This window comes from Bradyrhizobium sp. (assembly GCF_035484855.1).
Lineage (GTDB): Bacteria > Pseudomonadota > Alphaproteobacteria > Rhizobiales > Xanthobacteraceae > Bradyrhizobium.
In genome coordinates, this window is the sequence record NZ_DATHOP010000266.1 from 1 (window position 1) to 14,992 (window position 14,992).

The window sequence follows — 14,992 nt, forward strand, 5'->3', positions numbered from 1 at the left end:
GTCGGCGTCGGCAGAATGGCGCGGCCGTTGGTCTCGTTGTAGAGCGAGACATTGCCGGACACGATCGGGAAATCGAGCGAGCGCGCGGCTTCGCCGATGCCGCGAACGCAGCCGACAAATTGCCCCATGATCTCGGGTCGCTCCGGATTGCCGAAATTGAGATTGTCGGTCAGCGCGAGCGGGCGGCCGCCGACGGCACAGATATTTCGCCACGCCTCAGCCACCGCTTGCTTGCCGCCTTCATACGGATCGGCTTCGCAATAGCGCGGCGTCACATCCGAGGTCAGCGCCAGCGCCTTCGGGCCGTCGTGGATGCGCACCACAGCGGCGTCGCCGCCCGGCCGCTGCACCGTGTTGCCGATAATGACGTGGTCGTATTGCTCCCACACCCAGCGCCGCGAGCACAGGTCCGGCAAGCCGATCAGCTTCTGCAGCGCATCCGCAATCGGCATCGGCGGCTTGATCGCATTGGCGTCGATCGCGGCAGGTTTCGGCGTTTCGACGAACGGCCGGTTGTAAAGCGGCGCTTCGTCGCCGAGCTCCTTGATCGGCAGGTCCGCCATCACCGTGCCGCCGTGCCGCACGATGAAGCGTTTGGTCGGCGTGGTCTCGCCGACCACGGCGAAGTCGAGCCCCCACTTGCGGAAGATCGCTTCCGCCTCCTTTTCCTTCTCCGGTTTGAGCACCATGAGCATGCGCTCCTGGCTCTCCGACAGCATCATCTCGTAGGCGCTCATGCCGGTCTCGCGGCATGGCACCTTGTCGAGATCGAGCGTCACGCCGAGATCGCCCTTGGCGCCCATCTCGACCGCCGAGCAGGTCAGGCCCGCCGCGCCCATGTCCTGGATGGCGATGACGCAACCCTCGGCCATGATTTCGAGGCAGGCCTCGAGCAGAAGCTTCTCTGCGAACGGATCGCCGACCTGCACGGTCGGGCGTTTCTCCTCCGCATCGGCGCCGAACTCGGCCGATGCCATGGTGGCGCCGTGGATGCCGTCGCGCCCGGTCTTCGAGCCGAGATAGACGATCGGCATGCCGACGCCGGTCGCCTTGGCATAGAAAATCTTGTCTTTCTCGGCGATGCCCACCGCCATGGCGTTGACCAGGCAATTGCCGTCGTAGCGGCGGTGAAAGCCGACCGAGCCGCCGACCGTCGGCACCCCGAATGAGTTTCCATAGCCGCCGATGCCCGCCACCACGCCGGCCACCAGGTCGCGGGTCCGGGGATGCGCCGGATCGCCGAAGCGCAGGAAGTCGAGGCAGGCGATCGGCCGCGCCCCCATGGTGAACACGTCGCGCAGGATGCCGCCGACCCCGGTGGTGGCGCCCTGATAGGGCTCGATGTAGCTCGGATGATTATGGCTCTCCATCTTGAACACGACGGCCTGCCCGTCGCCGATATCGATAACGCCGGCATTCTCGCCCGGCCCCTGGATCACCCAGGGCGCTTTCGTCGGCAGCGTGCGCAGATGGATTTTTGAGGATTTGTACGAGCAGTGCTCGTTCCACATCGCCGAGAAGATGCCGAGCTCGGTGAAGGTCGGGATCCGACCGATGAGTTTCAGGATGCGCTCATATTCGTCGGGCTTCAGCCCATGGCTGGCAACGAGTTCAGGGGTGATCTGCGGCTGGTTCATGAGGCCTTATTAGGGAGATCGGAAGCTGCGGAAAAGGCCTTTTATGGCGCTATTTCGCCCTGTCCATAGCTTTGCGGGCGCAGAACCCGGCATCGGGGTTTGCGCATCGCCGATGGATCGGATTTAAGGGCTGAACCGCCGAAATGAAGGGCTTGAATCGCGTGGACGACCTCGCCAAATCCGCATTCCTCAACCGACCCGATCTGGATGTCGAAACGTCAGGTGAATTCGCCGGCTGGCGAACCTGGAGCCGGGACAATTTCGAGACCCATAACGGGCCATTCTACCACCGCATGGACGACGACGGGCAGATCCACTGCGCCTTCCGGGTCACGACGAAACATCTCAACGGCTCGGGCAATGTCCACGGCGGCGCCTTCATGTCGTTCGCCGATTATTGCCTGTTTGCCGTGGGAGGGACCGGGCGTGACGGTGTCCTTTGCCTGCGAATTCCTCGACGCCGCGCGCGACGGCGAGTTGATTGAAGGTTTAGTGGAAATCACCCGCGCCGGGCGCTCGATGATCTTCTTGCGCGGAATGTTGAAATCCGGCTCACGTCCACTGTTCTCTTTTTCCGGCACCGTCAAGCGGGTGAAGCGGAAGACGCCGGCGGGCACGGCGGCAGCCAGCTCAGCCTGACAATTGTTTCTCGGCGATCGAGATCCATTCGGCCTGGGCTTGACGCAGATATTTGGGCGCGCGCTTCATCTGAATCAGCAGTTCGGCGAACACGACCTTGGCCTCGGCGGTGCGTCCCACCAATTTGAGCAGCAGCGCGTAACGCGCGCGCGCCTCGGCTCCCGGGAAGTAGACCACGACCGCATGGAATTCTTCGAGCGCTTCATCGGTGCGGCCGGCCTCGGCCAGGGCCCGGGCGTAGAGCAAATGGCCTTCGGCGGATTGAAACCCGGGCCAGCGCGCCTGCAAATCCTCCAGCGTCGCAATCGCATCAGTCGGCTGGTTGCGCGCAAATTGGGCTTTCGCCTTGGACAATGCGTAGAGCGGCTCGCCGCCCATCGGCAGCTTGAGGATGTGATCGTAGTGACGCTCGGCCTCCTCGAACAGCCCGATCTCCATGCACTCGTCGGCAAGCGCCGCGCGGTTGGCGATGCTGTCGCTGACGGCGAGCTGGTCGGATAGTTCGCGGTACTGCTTTTCCGGATCGAGCCGTTTGGCGACACGGCGGCGGGCCTGTCGGGCTTGCGGGCCGCCGACGAATTCCGGCAGCAGTTCGATCAGTATGTAAGCGAGCCCGCCGACCCCGGGGACCATCAGGATGATGAAGGCCCAGGGCTGAACGCGACCGGTCTTGACGGCGTGGTAAACCAGCGTGACGTCGAGCAACACGATGATTAATGCGAGTGGCACGGCGAATTTTCCGGCAAAACTATCAAGTGGTCTCGAATGTTGCCTTCATAGCTTGGCACGCGCGAACGCTCAATCCCCAGTTGCCGAATGGGCTCGCGGGCGGCATTGCTGGGTGTCGCGTCACCCTTTGTCGCATTCGCGCGGAATGCGGTTCAAGCCGCGCGTTCCAGATGCGCCACAAGCCCTGCGAACAGGCCTCTGCCGTCGGTGCAGCCCATGATATCCTCGACGTGGTTTTCCGGGTGCGGCATCATGCCGAGCACATTGCCGCGCTCGTTGACGATACCGGCAATCGAGTGCGCGGCGCCGTTGATGTTGGAGGGCTGGTCGACCGTGCCCTCGGGCGAGCAATAGCGGTAGAGCACCCGGCCCTCGCCTTCCAGCCGCTTCAAGGTCTGTTCATCCGCCTCGTAATTGCCCTCGCCATGGGCGATCGGCACGCGAATGACCTGGCCGGCATTGTAGCCGCGCGTGAACGGCGTATCCGAGCGCTCGACCCGCAGATGCACGTCGTGGCAGATGAATTTCAGCCGCGCATTGCGCATGAGCACGCCCGGCAATAGTCCCGCTTCGCAAAGAATCTGAAAGCCGTTGCAGACGCCGAGCACGAGACCGCCTTGGGCCGCAAACGCGCGCACCGCGTCCATGACAGGCGCGCGCGCGGCGATCGCCCCGCAACGCAGATAATCGCCATAGGAAAACCCGCCGGGCACCACGACGAGATCGGTACCTTTGGGCAGCGCGGCCTCGGCATGCCAGACCATCGCGGCTTCGCGGCCCGAAGCGAGCTTGAGCGCCCGCGCCATGTCGCGCTCGCGATTGATTCCGGGAAAGACGAGGACGGCGGATTTCATGGCGTTCCCAGCTGAAGAAATGAGATTCGCCGGCTATTCACCGGCAGGCCTGACATAGCCGTTTGACTGCAGCTTTTCCAGTGTCCTGACGATTTTCCGGCACGTCGCGGATTTATGAGCGGGAATCATGGCCCGCTCTTTTTCCGTTACACCGGTCCGGCGAGCACGTCGCACTCATTGGCGAATTGTTGTCACCGCCGGCGGCGCAAAATCCTCGATTTCCATGACATCGACAAAATCGCTGCTGTTGCGGCGGGCGACCTCAACGCCGAGCGAGGTCGAAATGACGTCGATCAAGGTATTTCCTGCGAACACCATGTCGCGAACGATATAGATCGGCTTGTCGTTTGTGCCGGTCGCGCGATACTCCCAGTGGACGGTCGGAAAGTCCTTCATCTTCAGCACACGCGAGGAAACTAGCGTCAGGTCTCTCAGGCGTCCGACCGCTTCGGCCGACGCCTGCTCGGTCTGGGCCATCTGGCGTTCAGCATCTTCCTGCGCAAATTTCTGCAAGGCGACCGAGTCGGGACTGCGGGTCGGGCTGGGAGCTGTGCGTATACTGACGATCGAATTCTCGGGACACGCCAGCGGCTTGCAACGGAAAATCGAGCGTTTTTCGCCGAACACCCGGGTTCCGGTCCATTTTTCGGGATCCGGCGACTTGAAGGTAACCTTGGTGCCGGGATGCTCCGGACCAACCGCCGTCGTGACGCAAGCCGTCAGCAACAAGGTGGCAGCCATAACCGCGCACCGAAGAACACCTGAAACCGTCCCCATAGCCCCCACCCGAAACTTGCCCGATCCGGGCATATTCAACCTATAATTCTCCGTCAACAATTTGCGAGCAGTTCCCGCCAGTCCCGCTAGCGCGGGATTGGCGTGTCTTCCACTTCCATCGCCTTGGTGAAGAGTTCCCGGTTGCGCCGCGCAAGTTCCAGCGAGGGCGAATATGACGTGATGCTGACCAGCGCCGATTTGACGAACATGGTCGCCTTGCTCAGATAGGCTGGTCCCTTTTCACCGTCGACTCGCAACTCCTGCACGATTGCCGGATAACCGCGTAGTGTCGTCGCACCGCTGGATAACCGCTCAAGCTTTCTGCCTGTGGCAGCAGCATTGGCGTTGGCCTGCGCGACCGACTCGGGGATTTTGCTGGCCAGCTTTGCCAGCGCTTGTGGATCGGGACTGCGGGTAGGACTGGCCTTTATGCTCGCGGTGACCTTGGCTGCGTCCGGGCAGGCCAGCGGACGGCAGACGAATTCGCCGGTGCTATTGCCGAAGAGGTTGGTCTGCCCGGCCCATTTGGCAGGATCGGGATTTCGGATTGTGACGCGGGTCGTCCCGGGCGCTTGGGCTTCTACGGACTGGCCGCCAATGACAAACAGCATTGCCGTCAAAGCGACGAACCAAATCGTCCTTTGCCTCATCCAAGAACCTCGACCCGGTAATTCTCGATCACGGTATTGGCCAATAATTTGTCGGCGGCATCCTTCAGCGCCGCCTCGGCCTTGGCCCTGTCGGAGCCGGACAGTTCGATATCGAACACCTTGCCCTGGCGCACGCTGGCGACGCCGTCGACGCCGAGCGATTTCAGGGCGCCCTCGATGGCCTTGCCCTGGGGATCGAGAATGCCGGATTTCAGCGTAACGGTAACGCGCGCTTTCACGTTGGCCTCAGCTCTTCACCAGTACCGGCCCTGAGCCCGCGGGCCGCTCGTTTTCCATCAGGATGCCCAGCCGTCTTGCCACTTCGGTATAGGCCTCCAGCAGGCCGCCGAGATCCCGGCGGAAACGGTCCTTGTCGAGCTTCTCGTTCGACTTGATGTCCCACAGCCGGCACGAATCGGGGGAAATCTCGTCGGCGACGATGATTCGCATCATCTCGTTTTCGAACAGCCGGCCGCATTCCATCTTGAAATCGACCAGACGGATGCCGATGCCCAAAAACAGTCCGGTGAGGAAGTCGTTGACGCGAATCGCCAGCGCCATGATGTCGTCGATTTCCTGCGGGGTCGCCCAGCCGAACGCCGTGATGTGCTCTTCCGACACCATGGGGTCGTTGAGCTGGTCGTTCTTGTAGTAGAATTCGATGATCGAGCGCGGCAGCTGGGTACCTTCCTCGATGCCGAGCCGCTGCGACAGCGATCCGGCCGCGACATTCCGCACCACGACCTCCAGCGGCACGATCTCGACCTCGCGAATCAGCTGCTCGCGCATGTTGAGGCGGCGGATGAAATGGGTCGGCACCCCGATATCGTTGAGGTGTTGAAACAGGTACTCCGAAATCCGGTTGTTGAGGACGCCCTTGCCCTCGATCACCTGGTGTTTCTTGGCATTGAACGCGGTCGCATCGTCCTTGAAGTGCTGGATCAGGGTGCCCGGCTCCGGTCCTTCGTAAAGCACCTTGGCCTTGCCTTCATAAATGCGGCGTCGACGGCTCATTGGGATGTACCGTGTGTTGTTGAAATCCATGAATTTGGTGTGCTCCGGATGACCTAGGGATTGCGACCCACGACGGAGCTGCCGTGAAGGCCAGGAACGGGAAACAGAACGAGAACCGGGCCTGGAATCCAACCTATCTGATTGGTCTACCCAGTACAATCGATCCGGTCCCCCGGGGCTTGAGTTTTACCGTGCCGCCTGCGGCTTTCCGGCTGTTGTCTTAACCATTTCGCCCCTCTATTTAAGCATCGAGGCGATCTGCTGCAATGAAGCAGATAGAGCCATTCCGCCCCCGGAATCGGAACCTTTCATCATGACCACATTTGACAGACGCGAGGAAGGTTTCGAGAACAAGTTCGCGCATGACGAGGAAATGAAGTTCAAGGCCGAAGCGCGCCGTAACAAGCTGCTCGGGCTGTGGGTTGCCGAAAAGCTGGGATCGTCGGGCGAGGCCGCCAGCGACTACGCCAAAACCGTGGTTGCCACGGACGTTGACGGTGGCGAAGCCGGCGTGATTCGCAAGGTGATCGCCGATCTGGCCGCCAAGGACGTCGCCATCACGGAAGCGCAGATCCGCGTCAGGATGGACGAATTGATGCCGCAGGCCATCGCGCAGGTGAACGCGGGGACGTAAGCGTCTCGCCCGATCGCCATCCTTCGAGGCTCGCCGAAGAGGCTCGCACCTCAGGATGACGATTTAGAGAGCGTAGCCGTCATCCTGAGGTGCGCGCTCTTGCGCGCCTCGAAGGACGACGGCGAAGCGGCCTCACCCCTCCTTGAACCCATACTCCGGCACATTCCCCGTCGCGCCATAATATTTGTAGGGCAGGAATTTTCCCGACATCGTGATCTTGACGCGGTCGCCCTTGGGATTGGGCAGCCGTTCCATCACCATGTCGAAATCGATCGCCGACATGATGCCGTCGCCATATTCCTCCTCGATCAGCGCCTTCCAGGCCGGACCGTTGACCATCACCAGCTCGTAGAAGCGATAGATCAGCGGATCGGTCGGCGGCATAGGCGTGCCCTCGCCACGCATCGGCACTTCGTTGAGCATCGCGGTCTCGGATTTGGACAGGGCGAACAATTCGCCGGCGTTGGCGGCCTGCGGCTTCGTCAGCTTCATCTGGCCGAGGATGGCGCCGACGATCAGCACTTCGGAATAGCCGCCGATCTTTTCGCAGATATGCTTCCAGCTCCAGCCCTTCTCGCGCTTGATGTCGAGCAGCTTTTCGGTGAGGTCGGATCGTTTCATGGTCTCTCCCTTTCTCGTCATGCCCGCGCTTGTCGCGGGCATCCACGTCTTTCTTGCCGAAACCTACGAAGACGTGGATGGCCGGGACAAGCCCGGCCATGACGCCTGCTTTGATTCTTCATGCGGTGCATTAGACACCGACGCGATCACCAATTCCGGCTTGCCGATCCGCACCAACGGCACATGGCGCGGATCGTGATCGGGCATATCGGCTGCAAAAGTCTTGCTGCGGCTGACCAGAAAATCAACGATGTGGTTGCGCACCGCATAGTAGAGCGGATGCCGGTGCAGATCGGTGCGGCCGCGGTCCTTCGGCAGCGGATTTTCCACGACCTCGGCCAGCACCGCGCCGGGGCCGTTGGTCATCAGGAAAATCCTGTCGGCGAGATAGATCGCCTCATCGACGTCGTGGGTGATCATGAACGCGGTCTGGCCGGTTTCCAGGCAGATGCGGCGCACCTCGTCCTGCAGCGTGCCGCGCGTCAGCGCATCCAGCGCCGAGAACGGCTCGTCCATCAGCATGATCTTGGGCGTGATCGAAAGCGCGCGCGCAATGCCGACGCGCTGCTTCATGCCGCCGGACAGTTCCGACGGCCGCTTGTGCTCGGCGCCGGTCAGGCCCACGAGATCGATGAACTTCTGCGTATGCGCCTTGACCCTGGCGCGGTCCCAGTTGCGCCATTTCGAGGTCACGGCATAGGCGACGTTGCCGAGCACCGTGCGCCACGGCAACAGCGCATGACTCTGGAAGATCACGGCGCGGTCGAGGCTGGTGCCCTCGATCGCCTGCCCATCGACGATCACGGTGCCTTCGCTCGGCTCATCGAGGCCGGCGAGGATGTTCAGCACCGTGGTCTTGCCGCAGCCGGAATGGCCGATCACGCAGCCGAATTCCCCGCGCGCCATCGACAGCCAGAGATTCTCGAACACCGCGATCTCGCCACCGTCGGCGCCGGGATAGCGCTTGGCGATGCCCTCGATGGAGATGAACTTGCTTGAGTTCATGCGCGCCGTTTCCCTGCGGGAAGTGCGCTCCCTCGCCCCGCCCTTCGCGGGGAGAGGGTTGGGGTGAGGGGCTGCCTCAACGAGCTCAGTTCGCGGAGAGTCCCCCTCACCCGGATCATCGCTTCGCGATGATCCGACCTCTCCCCGCAAGCGGGGCGAGGTGAAGAAGCGCCGATGCCTGGATGCTCCATCTCGATCACTCCGGAAACGTGACCATGGCGGTGCAGCGCGCGAGAATCTGGTCGAGCAGCATGCCGACCACGCCGATCAGCAGAATCGCAATGATGACATTGGTGATCGAGAGGTTGTTCCACTCGTTCCAGACGAAGTAGCCGATGCCGGTGCCGCCGACCAGCATCTCGGCGGCGACGATCACGAGCCAGGCAATCCCGATCGAGATCCGCATACCCGTCAGAATCGTCGGCGCAGCCGCCGGCAGGATCACGGTAAAGGCGCGCCTGACGGTGCCGACCTCCAGCGTCCGCGCCACGTTGATCCATTCCTTGCGCACCGCGGCGACGCCGAACGCGGTATTGAGCAGCATCGGCCATACCGAGCAGATGAAAATGACGAAGATCGCCGACAGTCCGGAATCCTTGATGGTGTAGAGCGCGAGCGGCATCCAGGCCAGCGGCGAGATCGGTTTCAAAATCTGGATGAAGGGATCGAGCGCCTTGTTGATCAGGGGCGACATCCCGATCAAAAAGCCGAGCGGGATCGCGACGATGACGGCGAGAAGGTAGCCGAGGCCCACCCGCGCGATGGAATAACCGAGCTGGATGCCCAGCCCCTTGTCGTTCGGCCCGTTATCGTAGAACGGCCGCTTCAGGTGCTGCCACAGCTTCGCACCGACATCCAGCGGACCCGGCATCACCGACTTGCCCTGCGTCGCGGTCGCGCCCATCAGCCTGGCGTATTCCGGGCTCATCGTCGCCACCGCGCCGGTGCCGCGGGTGGCGATATGCCAGACGCCGATGAAGGCCAGGAAAAGCGCGACGGAGACGACGCCTGCGCGGAAACGGAGGGAGGCGGTCATAGCGCGCGACCCCTCACCGAGTCGTCCCGGCGAAGGCCGGTACGCCGTGACTTTTCGTTTGGCACGGTCGCAGACACCTTCCGCATCAAGCCACGCCTGTGGTTATGGGTCCCGGCCCCCGTGCGCAATTGCGCACTAGGCCGGGACGACGGGTGCAAACTCACGACGCCTTCCTGATCTTGAAGCTTGCGAGATAATCGTCGGGCTTTTGCGGATCGAAGGTCTTGCCCATCACCGCGAACGACTTGTACGAAGTCGAAGGCGGGCTCAGCCCCATCTCGGTCATCAGCTTGGCGGTGTCGGTGGCGAGATAGACCTGCTCGGCGACCTGCTTGTAATCGACATCGCCCTTGATCTGGCCCCAGCGCTTCATTTGCGTGAGCATCCAGACCGCGAAGGATTGCCAGGGGAACGGATCGAAATCGACGCGCTTGGCGTCGGTCTTGACACCGCCGAGCCCGTCCGCATACGTCCCCGTCAACACCTGCTCCAGCACCGTGACAGGAGCGTTGATATAGTTCGCCGGCGCGATGGCTTCCGCGATCTCCTTGCGGTTCTCGGCTTTGGAAGCATAGGCGGTGGCGTCGACGATCGCCCGCGTCAGCGCGGCAAAACTGTTCGGCGAGGTCGTGATGAATTCCCGGCTGGCCGCGAAACTGCAGCAGGGATGGCCGTCCCAGATCTCCTTGGACAGGATGTGCATGAAGCCGGCCCCGTCATAGATCGCGCGCTGGCAGATGTTGTCGGGCGCAAGGAAGCCGTCGATGTTCTCGGCTCGCAGATTGGCGACCATTTCCGGCGGCGGCACCGAGCGCAATTGCACGTCGGTATCGGGATCGAGCCCGTGCTCGGCGAGATAATAGCGCAGCAGGTAATTGTGCATCGAATAGTCGAACGGAATGGCGAACTTCATGCCCTTCCAGTCCGCAGGATTCCGCTTGTCCTTGTGCTTGATGGCGAGCGTAATGCCCTGGCCGTTGATGTTCTCGATCGCCGGCACCGTGAAGGGGATGGCGGTAGCGCCGAGGCCAAGCGTGATCGCAATCGGCATCGGCGCCAGCATGTGGGCGGCGTCATATTCCTTGTTCAGGGTCTTGTCGCGGATCACGGCCCAGCCGGCGGTCTTCACCACTTCGACGTTGAGACCATGTTTGGCATAGAAGCCGAGCGGGGCGGCCATGATGATCGGCGTTGCGCAGGTGATCGGAATGAAGCCGACCTTGAGGTCTTTCTTCTCCGGTACGCCCTCGGCAAAGGCCTCGGTCGCGGTCCGAAGCGGGAAGAATTGCGAGACCGCGGCGAGCGCGGTCGATGCGCCGACCGACTTGAGGAACGCCCGGCGCGCCGCGTCTTTCGGAAACACCGCGCGCATGACGGCGGAGGCTACCACCCCCTCGTAACGCTTTTGCTCCGACGGCGCCGGCTCGCAGCGCAACGCCGGCGCCACGGCATCGTGCTCGGCCGGCGAGCCGTGCCGGCCGCACACGCAGGTGCCGCGTGACAGCTTGCGGTCGGCGTCAAACGGATCGTCGAAGGTGGACATGCCCCATTCCTTTGCGTGGTGCCGAAAAAACCAAAGGGCAGACCCGCCACTTCCAGCGGATTCACCGCCCGACCGCGGCAACGCGGCCAGACGGTGAAAAAGCATGCAGTTTTTATGCCGCCTTTTCGGTCAGCCTGACGTCCGTCGGCAGGCCTTCCTCGATCGGCAGCGAGGGATCGCGCGACCATTCGTTCCACGAGCCGAAGTACATCCGCACGTCCTTGACCCCGGCATTCTTGAGCGCGAGGAAGGTGTTCGACGCCCGCGCGCCCTTGAAGCAATAGAGATAGACCGGCGTGTTCTGCGAAATGCCGACGGTCGCGCACTCCGCCAGGATCTCGTCTTTCGACTTGAAGCGCGGTCCTTCCGCGGTCGGCTTCATCATGCGGTACCATTCGAGCCAGACCGCGCCGGGGATGCGCCCCTTGCGCGGACAGAAATCCTTGCCGTAGGGCGAAGAGCTGTCGCCGATCCATTCATCGACATCGCGCACGTCGAGCAGCGCGATGCCGGGCTTGCCGACCGCCGCCAGCATGGTTTTCGCATCGATCAGGATGTCGCCGGCCTCGGGCACGATCGAGAACGACGCGGCTGCCGGCTTCGGCAGGTCGGTCGTGACCGGCAGGCCCTTGGCCGCCCAGGCGTCGAATCCGCCGTGCAGCACCTTGACCTTGGGATAGCCGAGCATGGCCAGGAGATAATAGCCGCGGCAGGACTGGCCGAAGCCGGAGTTCATCGACTGCTCGTAGATGACAGCGGTTTCCTTGCCCGACAGCCCGGCCTTGCCGAACGCATCGGCGAATTTCGTCTTCAGCTCAGTCATGCCCTCCGGCGTCGAGGTCGCCAGATAGGTGAAGATTTCGTGCACGTTCACGGCGTTCGGGATGTGCCCGGCGCCATAGGCATTGGGATTTCGCGTGTCGATGATCACGCAGGGTTCCTTGGCGGTGAGATCGGCGAGTTCGCCGGCAGTAATCAGAACGTCCGTCATGGCAGGCCTCTCCTGTTTTGTGGTTGAAGGTTAGGGTCGATCTGAAAATCCCTTTGGTGCGAAACTCAGACGTCGTGCAGCATCTTGCGAAGCTGCTTGGTGGCGGGAGTGACGATGGCGACGAAATAGGCCTCGCGCAGCCGGCGCTGGGCGCGATGGCTCTTCAGGTAACCGCGCGCGCCGCAATGAAGCATCGCCGCATGCGCGGCGGCGACGGCGGCATCGCCGGCCTGCAGGCGAAGGTCGACGACCGCGCGCCAATAGCCGTCGTCGGCATTGTAGGGATCGCGCGCCAGCGTCATCGTGTGCGATTCAAGGTCCGACAGCAGGCCCTGAAAATCGGCCGGCTGTTGCGGCAGATAGCGATTGACGTGACCGAGCGAACCCTCGACCTCGTTCATGATCGCGATGCAGTCGCGGATCAGGCCGATCGCCATGCCGGCCTGCAGCAGTACGAAACCGGCGCGGATTTTCTTCACATAGGGGGCGGCCGCCTCCGCCAGGATCAAACCGTCGGGGACGAAGGCGTCACGGAATTGCACGCCATAGGTGCCGGTGCCGTCCATCGCGAGGAACGGCTTGCACGGCTGCAGCGTGATCGAAGGGTCCGAACAATCGGCGAGAAACATCACGATCTCGCCAGGCCGGTCCTCGACCTCGAAGATCGTGCCGAAGAAATGATCGCGGCCGAGGTTCGAGACCCAGGGCAGCGCGCCGCGCACGATATAACCGCCTTCGGTCCGGCCTCCCTTCAATTTGAGTTTCTCGATGCCGAAAAAACTCTTCATCGGATTGGAAAGCCCGGTGCCGCCGAGGATCTTTCCGCTCGCAACGTCATCGGCAAATCCGGCAAGCGCCGGATTGCTCGAATTCATCGCATACCAGGCGAGCGTGTTCTGGCACCACGCCATGAAGGCGGTGGCGCCGCAGACCTCGCCAAGGGCTGCGATCGAGGCAATGGCGCAACGCAGATCGGCCGCGCCACGGCTGTCCGGACGATGGCTGCCCCAGGCGCCGGCACCGCCCAGACGCCGCAGCAAATCCGCCGGATAGAGGGCGCCGCTGTCGATGTCGGCGGCAAGCGGCGCCAGCTCGTTCCGCGCGATGGAAGCGACCGCATCGGCGATCGATGCCGGCGGAAGATCGCTGTCTTCCACCACCGATAATCGCGATGCGGCTACTCTGTTCATCACTGGCTCCGAGCGAGCAGTTTCGAAAAAGGACGGTTAAGCGCTGACTTCGAGATTCACCGGGCGGGTAAAAGTGTTGGCGACCGGCGACCATTTCTTGACATGGGCCACCAGCGCGTCGATCTCGCTGTGCGGGACGCCCTCGCACTCCATGTCGACCTTGATCCGCACGTCGGTGAAGCCGACCGGCTTCTCGCTGACGTCGCCGGTGCCCCAGACCGCGGTGATGTTGAGGTCGCCCTCGAGCTGCAGTTCGAGCTTGTTGACGATCCAGCCGCGATGCACGGCATTGGCGTGCAACCCGACCGCGAGGCAGGAGCCGAGCGCGGCCAATGAGGCCTCCGACGGATTCGGCGCGGTGTCGTCGCCGAGCAGCCCCGGCGGCTCGTCGACGATGTAGGGCGGCAGGTTGCGGATGTAGTTGGCGTGGCGGAACTTGCCCTCGGCCACCGTCTTGCATTTCAAGGTCTTGATGACCTTCGGATTGGCCTTGCCGTTCGCAATGAGCTGCTCCAGCCCCTGTCTGTCGATCGGGGCGAGGCAGCCTGTAAGCACCGTTTTTTGAGCGACCGCGGTCATCTGTTTTCTCCCTAGGGGGTAGGATACCGAACGGTCTGTTTCCTGCATGAAGCGTGCCAGATGAGGCGCGGGGGAAAACGCGAAGTGTTGAAGTCCCTTAGCGTCCCCTGCCCAGGAATCGATCAGCGGGGGCTTGCTCAATCGCAATGCAATCGACGCTTCGCCGCGTTTTTTTTGGGCAGATCAAGATGCGTCTTGATGATTCCGCCGCGGTCCGATTAACTGCAGCGCATGGGCAAATCAGTTTCGAGGAAGAAGGTGGCCGCGGCGCACGCCGCAGGCGATGAAGAATCCGCGCGCGGGCGCTTGCTCAGCGCCGCGACGCATCTGTTCTGCAAGAACGGCATCAATGCCACCGGCATCGACGCCATCATCGACGAGGCCGGCACCGCGAAGACCACGCTCTACAAGCTGTTCGGCTCGAAGACCAATCTCGTGCACGCGGTGCTCGAAAGCGAGGGCAAGCAGTGGCGCGAATGGTTCATCGGCGCGATCGAGGCCGGCGGCGGCGATCCGCAGACCAAGCTTGCGCGGATCTTTCCGGCGCTGAAGATCTGGTTCGGCGAGGAACGTTTTTACGGCTGCCCCTTCATCAATGCAGTGGCCGAACACGACAAGGACCAGAAGCAGTTTCGCAACATCGCGCTGCGCCACAAGAAGGTGGTTCTCGCCCACATCGAAAAACTCGCCGGCGAGATGGGCGCGGCGGAGCCGGAAGTGCTGGCGCATCAGCTCGCGCTATTGATCGACGGCGCCATCGTCGCGGCGATGGTGTCGGGCGATCCCGGCGTCGCGGATACCGCGGGACTTGCCGCGTGCTCGCTGCTGCCGCCGGCCAAGACCAGGAAACCGAAACGTGCGGCCGCCGCATCCGCGCAGCTGATGGCGGTGTGAGGCTGACCGACAAGACCGTCATTGCGAGCGAAGCGAAGCAATCCATGTTGGGTCACGCGACAGTGGATTGCTTCGTCGCTTCGCTCCTCGCAATGACGGTGAACTGACTAGACAGTAGGGTGGGCAAAGCGAAGCGTGCCCACCATTCAATGCAACGATCGAAAAAGATGGTGGGCACGGCGCAGGGCGCCTCTACCCA

16 protein-coding genes and 1 pseudogene are annotated in these 14,992 nt (G+C 62.5%); 3 read left to right on the forward strand and 14 right to left on the reverse strand.

The genetic code is table 11. From position 1 onward, the window contains the following. The coding region (gene purL, locus VK804_RS29930) for a phosphoribosylformylglycinamidine synthase subunit PurL (protein WP_325751892.1) at nucleotides 1-1,637 on the reverse strand (1,637 nt) is incomplete at its 3' end. 143 nt (nucleotides 1,638-1,780) lie between these two features. Here purL and VK804_RS29935 point away from each other — a divergent pair. After that, nucleotides 1,781-2,276 (forward strand): annotated as a pseudogene (locus VK804_RS29935) (PaaI family thioesterase). Here VK804_RS29935 and VK804_RS29940 read toward each other — a convergent pair. The 6 genes from VK804_RS29940 to purC all read right to left on the reverse strand — a co-directional run bounded on the left by VK804_RS29940 (nucleotide 2,268) and on the right by purC (nucleotide 6,300). Continuing rightward, entirely contained in the window at nucleotides 2,268-3,005 is a 738-nt protein-coding gene (locus tag VK804_RS29940) for a tetratricopeptide repeat protein (protein ID WP_325751893.1), read from the reverse strand. The pseudogene VK804_RS29935 and the gene VK804_RS29940 overlap by 9 nt on opposite strands. A gap of 152 nt (nucleotides 3,006-3,157) precedes the next feature. After that, a complete protein-coding gene (gene purQ / locus VK804_RS29945; protein WP_325751894.1) occupies nucleotides 3,158-3,859 on the reverse strand; it encodes a phosphoribosylformylglycinamidine synthase subunit PurQ in 702 nt (233 codons plus the stop codon). A gap of 174 nt (nucleotides 3,860-4,033) precedes the next feature. Continuing rightward, the gene (locus VK804_RS29950) at nucleotides 4,034-4,696 is read right to left on the reverse strand and encodes a hypothetical protein (protein ID WP_325751895.1); all 663 of its coding nucleotides are present in this window, start codon (nucleotides 4,694-4,696) and stop codon (nucleotides 4,034-4,036) included. Between the two features lie 26 nt (nucleotides 4,697-4,722). After that, nucleotides 4,723-5,286: a hypothetical protein gene (locus VK804_RS29955; protein WP_325751896.1), complete on the reverse strand. Its 564-nt coding sequence runs from the start codon at nucleotides 5,284-5,286 to the stop codon at nucleotides 4,723-4,725. Further along, nucleotides 5,283-5,525, reverse strand: coding sequence for a phosphoribosylformylglycinamidine synthase subunit PurS (gene purS, locus VK804_RS29960; RefSeq protein ID WP_325751897.1), 243 nt, complete (start codon nucleotides 5,523-5,525; stop codon nucleotides 5,283-5,285). The genes VK804_RS29955 and purS overlap by 4 nt, the downstream gene beginning before the upstream one ends. 7 nt (nucleotides 5,526-5,532) lie before the next feature. Next, nucleotides 5,533-6,300 carry a phosphoribosylaminoimidazolesuccinocarboxamide synthase gene (gene purC / locus VK804_RS29965; protein ID WP_247328228.1) on the reverse strand — a complete coding sequence of 256 codons (768 nt, stop codon included), beginning with the start codon at nucleotides 6,298-6,300 and terminating at the stop codon, nucleotides 5,533-5,535. A gap of 313 nt (nucleotides 6,301-6,613) precedes the next feature. On the opposite strand from purC, the gene VK804_RS29970 reads away from it, so the two are divergent. Continuing rightward, nucleotides 6,614-6,934: a DUF1476 domain-containing protein gene (locus VK804_RS29970; RefSeq protein WP_325751898.1), complete on the forward strand. Its 321-nt coding sequence runs from the start codon at nucleotides 6,614-6,616 to the stop codon at nucleotides 6,932-6,934. 132 nt (nucleotides 6,935-7,066) lie between these two features. Here VK804_RS29970 and cynS read toward each other — a convergent pair whose 3' ends face one another. From cynS to VK804_RS30005, 7 genes are all read right to left on the reverse strand, one after another. Further along, nucleotides 7,067-7,555, reverse strand: a complete 489-nt coding sequence (gene cynS, locus VK804_RS29975) for a cyanase (RefSeq protein ID WP_325751899.1) — start codon at nucleotides 7,553-7,555, stop codon at nucleotides 7,067-7,069. 63 nt (nucleotides 7,556-7,618) lie between these two features. Further along, nucleotides 7,619-8,560, reverse strand: a complete 942-nt coding sequence (locus tag VK804_RS29980) for an ABC transporter ATP-binding protein (protein ID WP_325751900.1) — start codon at nucleotides 8,558-8,560, stop codon at nucleotides 7,619-7,621. A 196-nt stretch (nucleotides 8,561-8,756) separates the two neighbouring features. Then, nucleotides 8,757-9,596: a nitrate ABC transporter permease gene (gene ntrB, locus VK804_RS29985; RefSeq protein WP_325751901.1), complete on the reverse strand. Its 840-nt coding sequence runs from the start codon at nucleotides 9,594-9,596 to the stop codon at nucleotides 8,757-8,759. 160 nt (nucleotides 9,597-9,756) lie between these two features. Further along, nucleotides 9,757-11,139 carry a CmpA/NrtA family ABC transporter substrate-binding protein gene (locus VK804_RS29990; RefSeq protein ID WP_325751902.1) on the reverse strand — a complete coding sequence of 461 codons (1,383 nt, stop codon included), beginning with the start codon at nucleotides 11,137-11,139 and terminating at the stop codon, nucleotides 9,757-9,759. Between the two features lie 112 nt (nucleotides 11,140-11,251). Further along, nucleotides 11,252-12,130: a sulfurtransferase gene (locus tag VK804_RS29995; RefSeq protein WP_325751903.1), complete on the reverse strand. Its 879-nt coding sequence runs from the start codon at nucleotides 12,128-12,130 to the stop codon at nucleotides 11,252-11,254. Between the two features lie 65 nt (nucleotides 12,131-12,195). Then, nucleotides 12,196-13,320, reverse strand: a complete 1,125-nt coding sequence (locus tag VK804_RS30000) for an acyl-CoA dehydrogenase family protein (RefSeq protein WP_325751904.1) — start codon at nucleotides 13,318-13,320, stop codon at nucleotides 12,196-12,198. 36 nt (nucleotides 13,321-13,356) lie between these two features. Then, nucleotides 13,357-13,899 (reverse strand): OsmC family protein, encoded by a 543-nt coding sequence (locus VK804_RS30005; RefSeq protein ID WP_325751905.1) that lies wholly within the window; start codon nucleotides 13,897-13,899, stop codon nucleotides 13,357-13,359. A gap of 231 nt (nucleotides 13,900-14,130) precedes the next feature. Between VK804_RS30005 and VK804_RS30010 the strand changes: the two genes are divergently transcribed. Beyond that, entirely contained in the window at nucleotides 14,131-14,793 is a 663-nt protein-coding gene (locus VK804_RS30010) for a TetR/AcrR family transcriptional regulator (RefSeq protein WP_325751906.1), read from the forward strand. The last annotated feature ends 199 nt before the right edge of the window (nucleotides 14,794-14,992 follow it).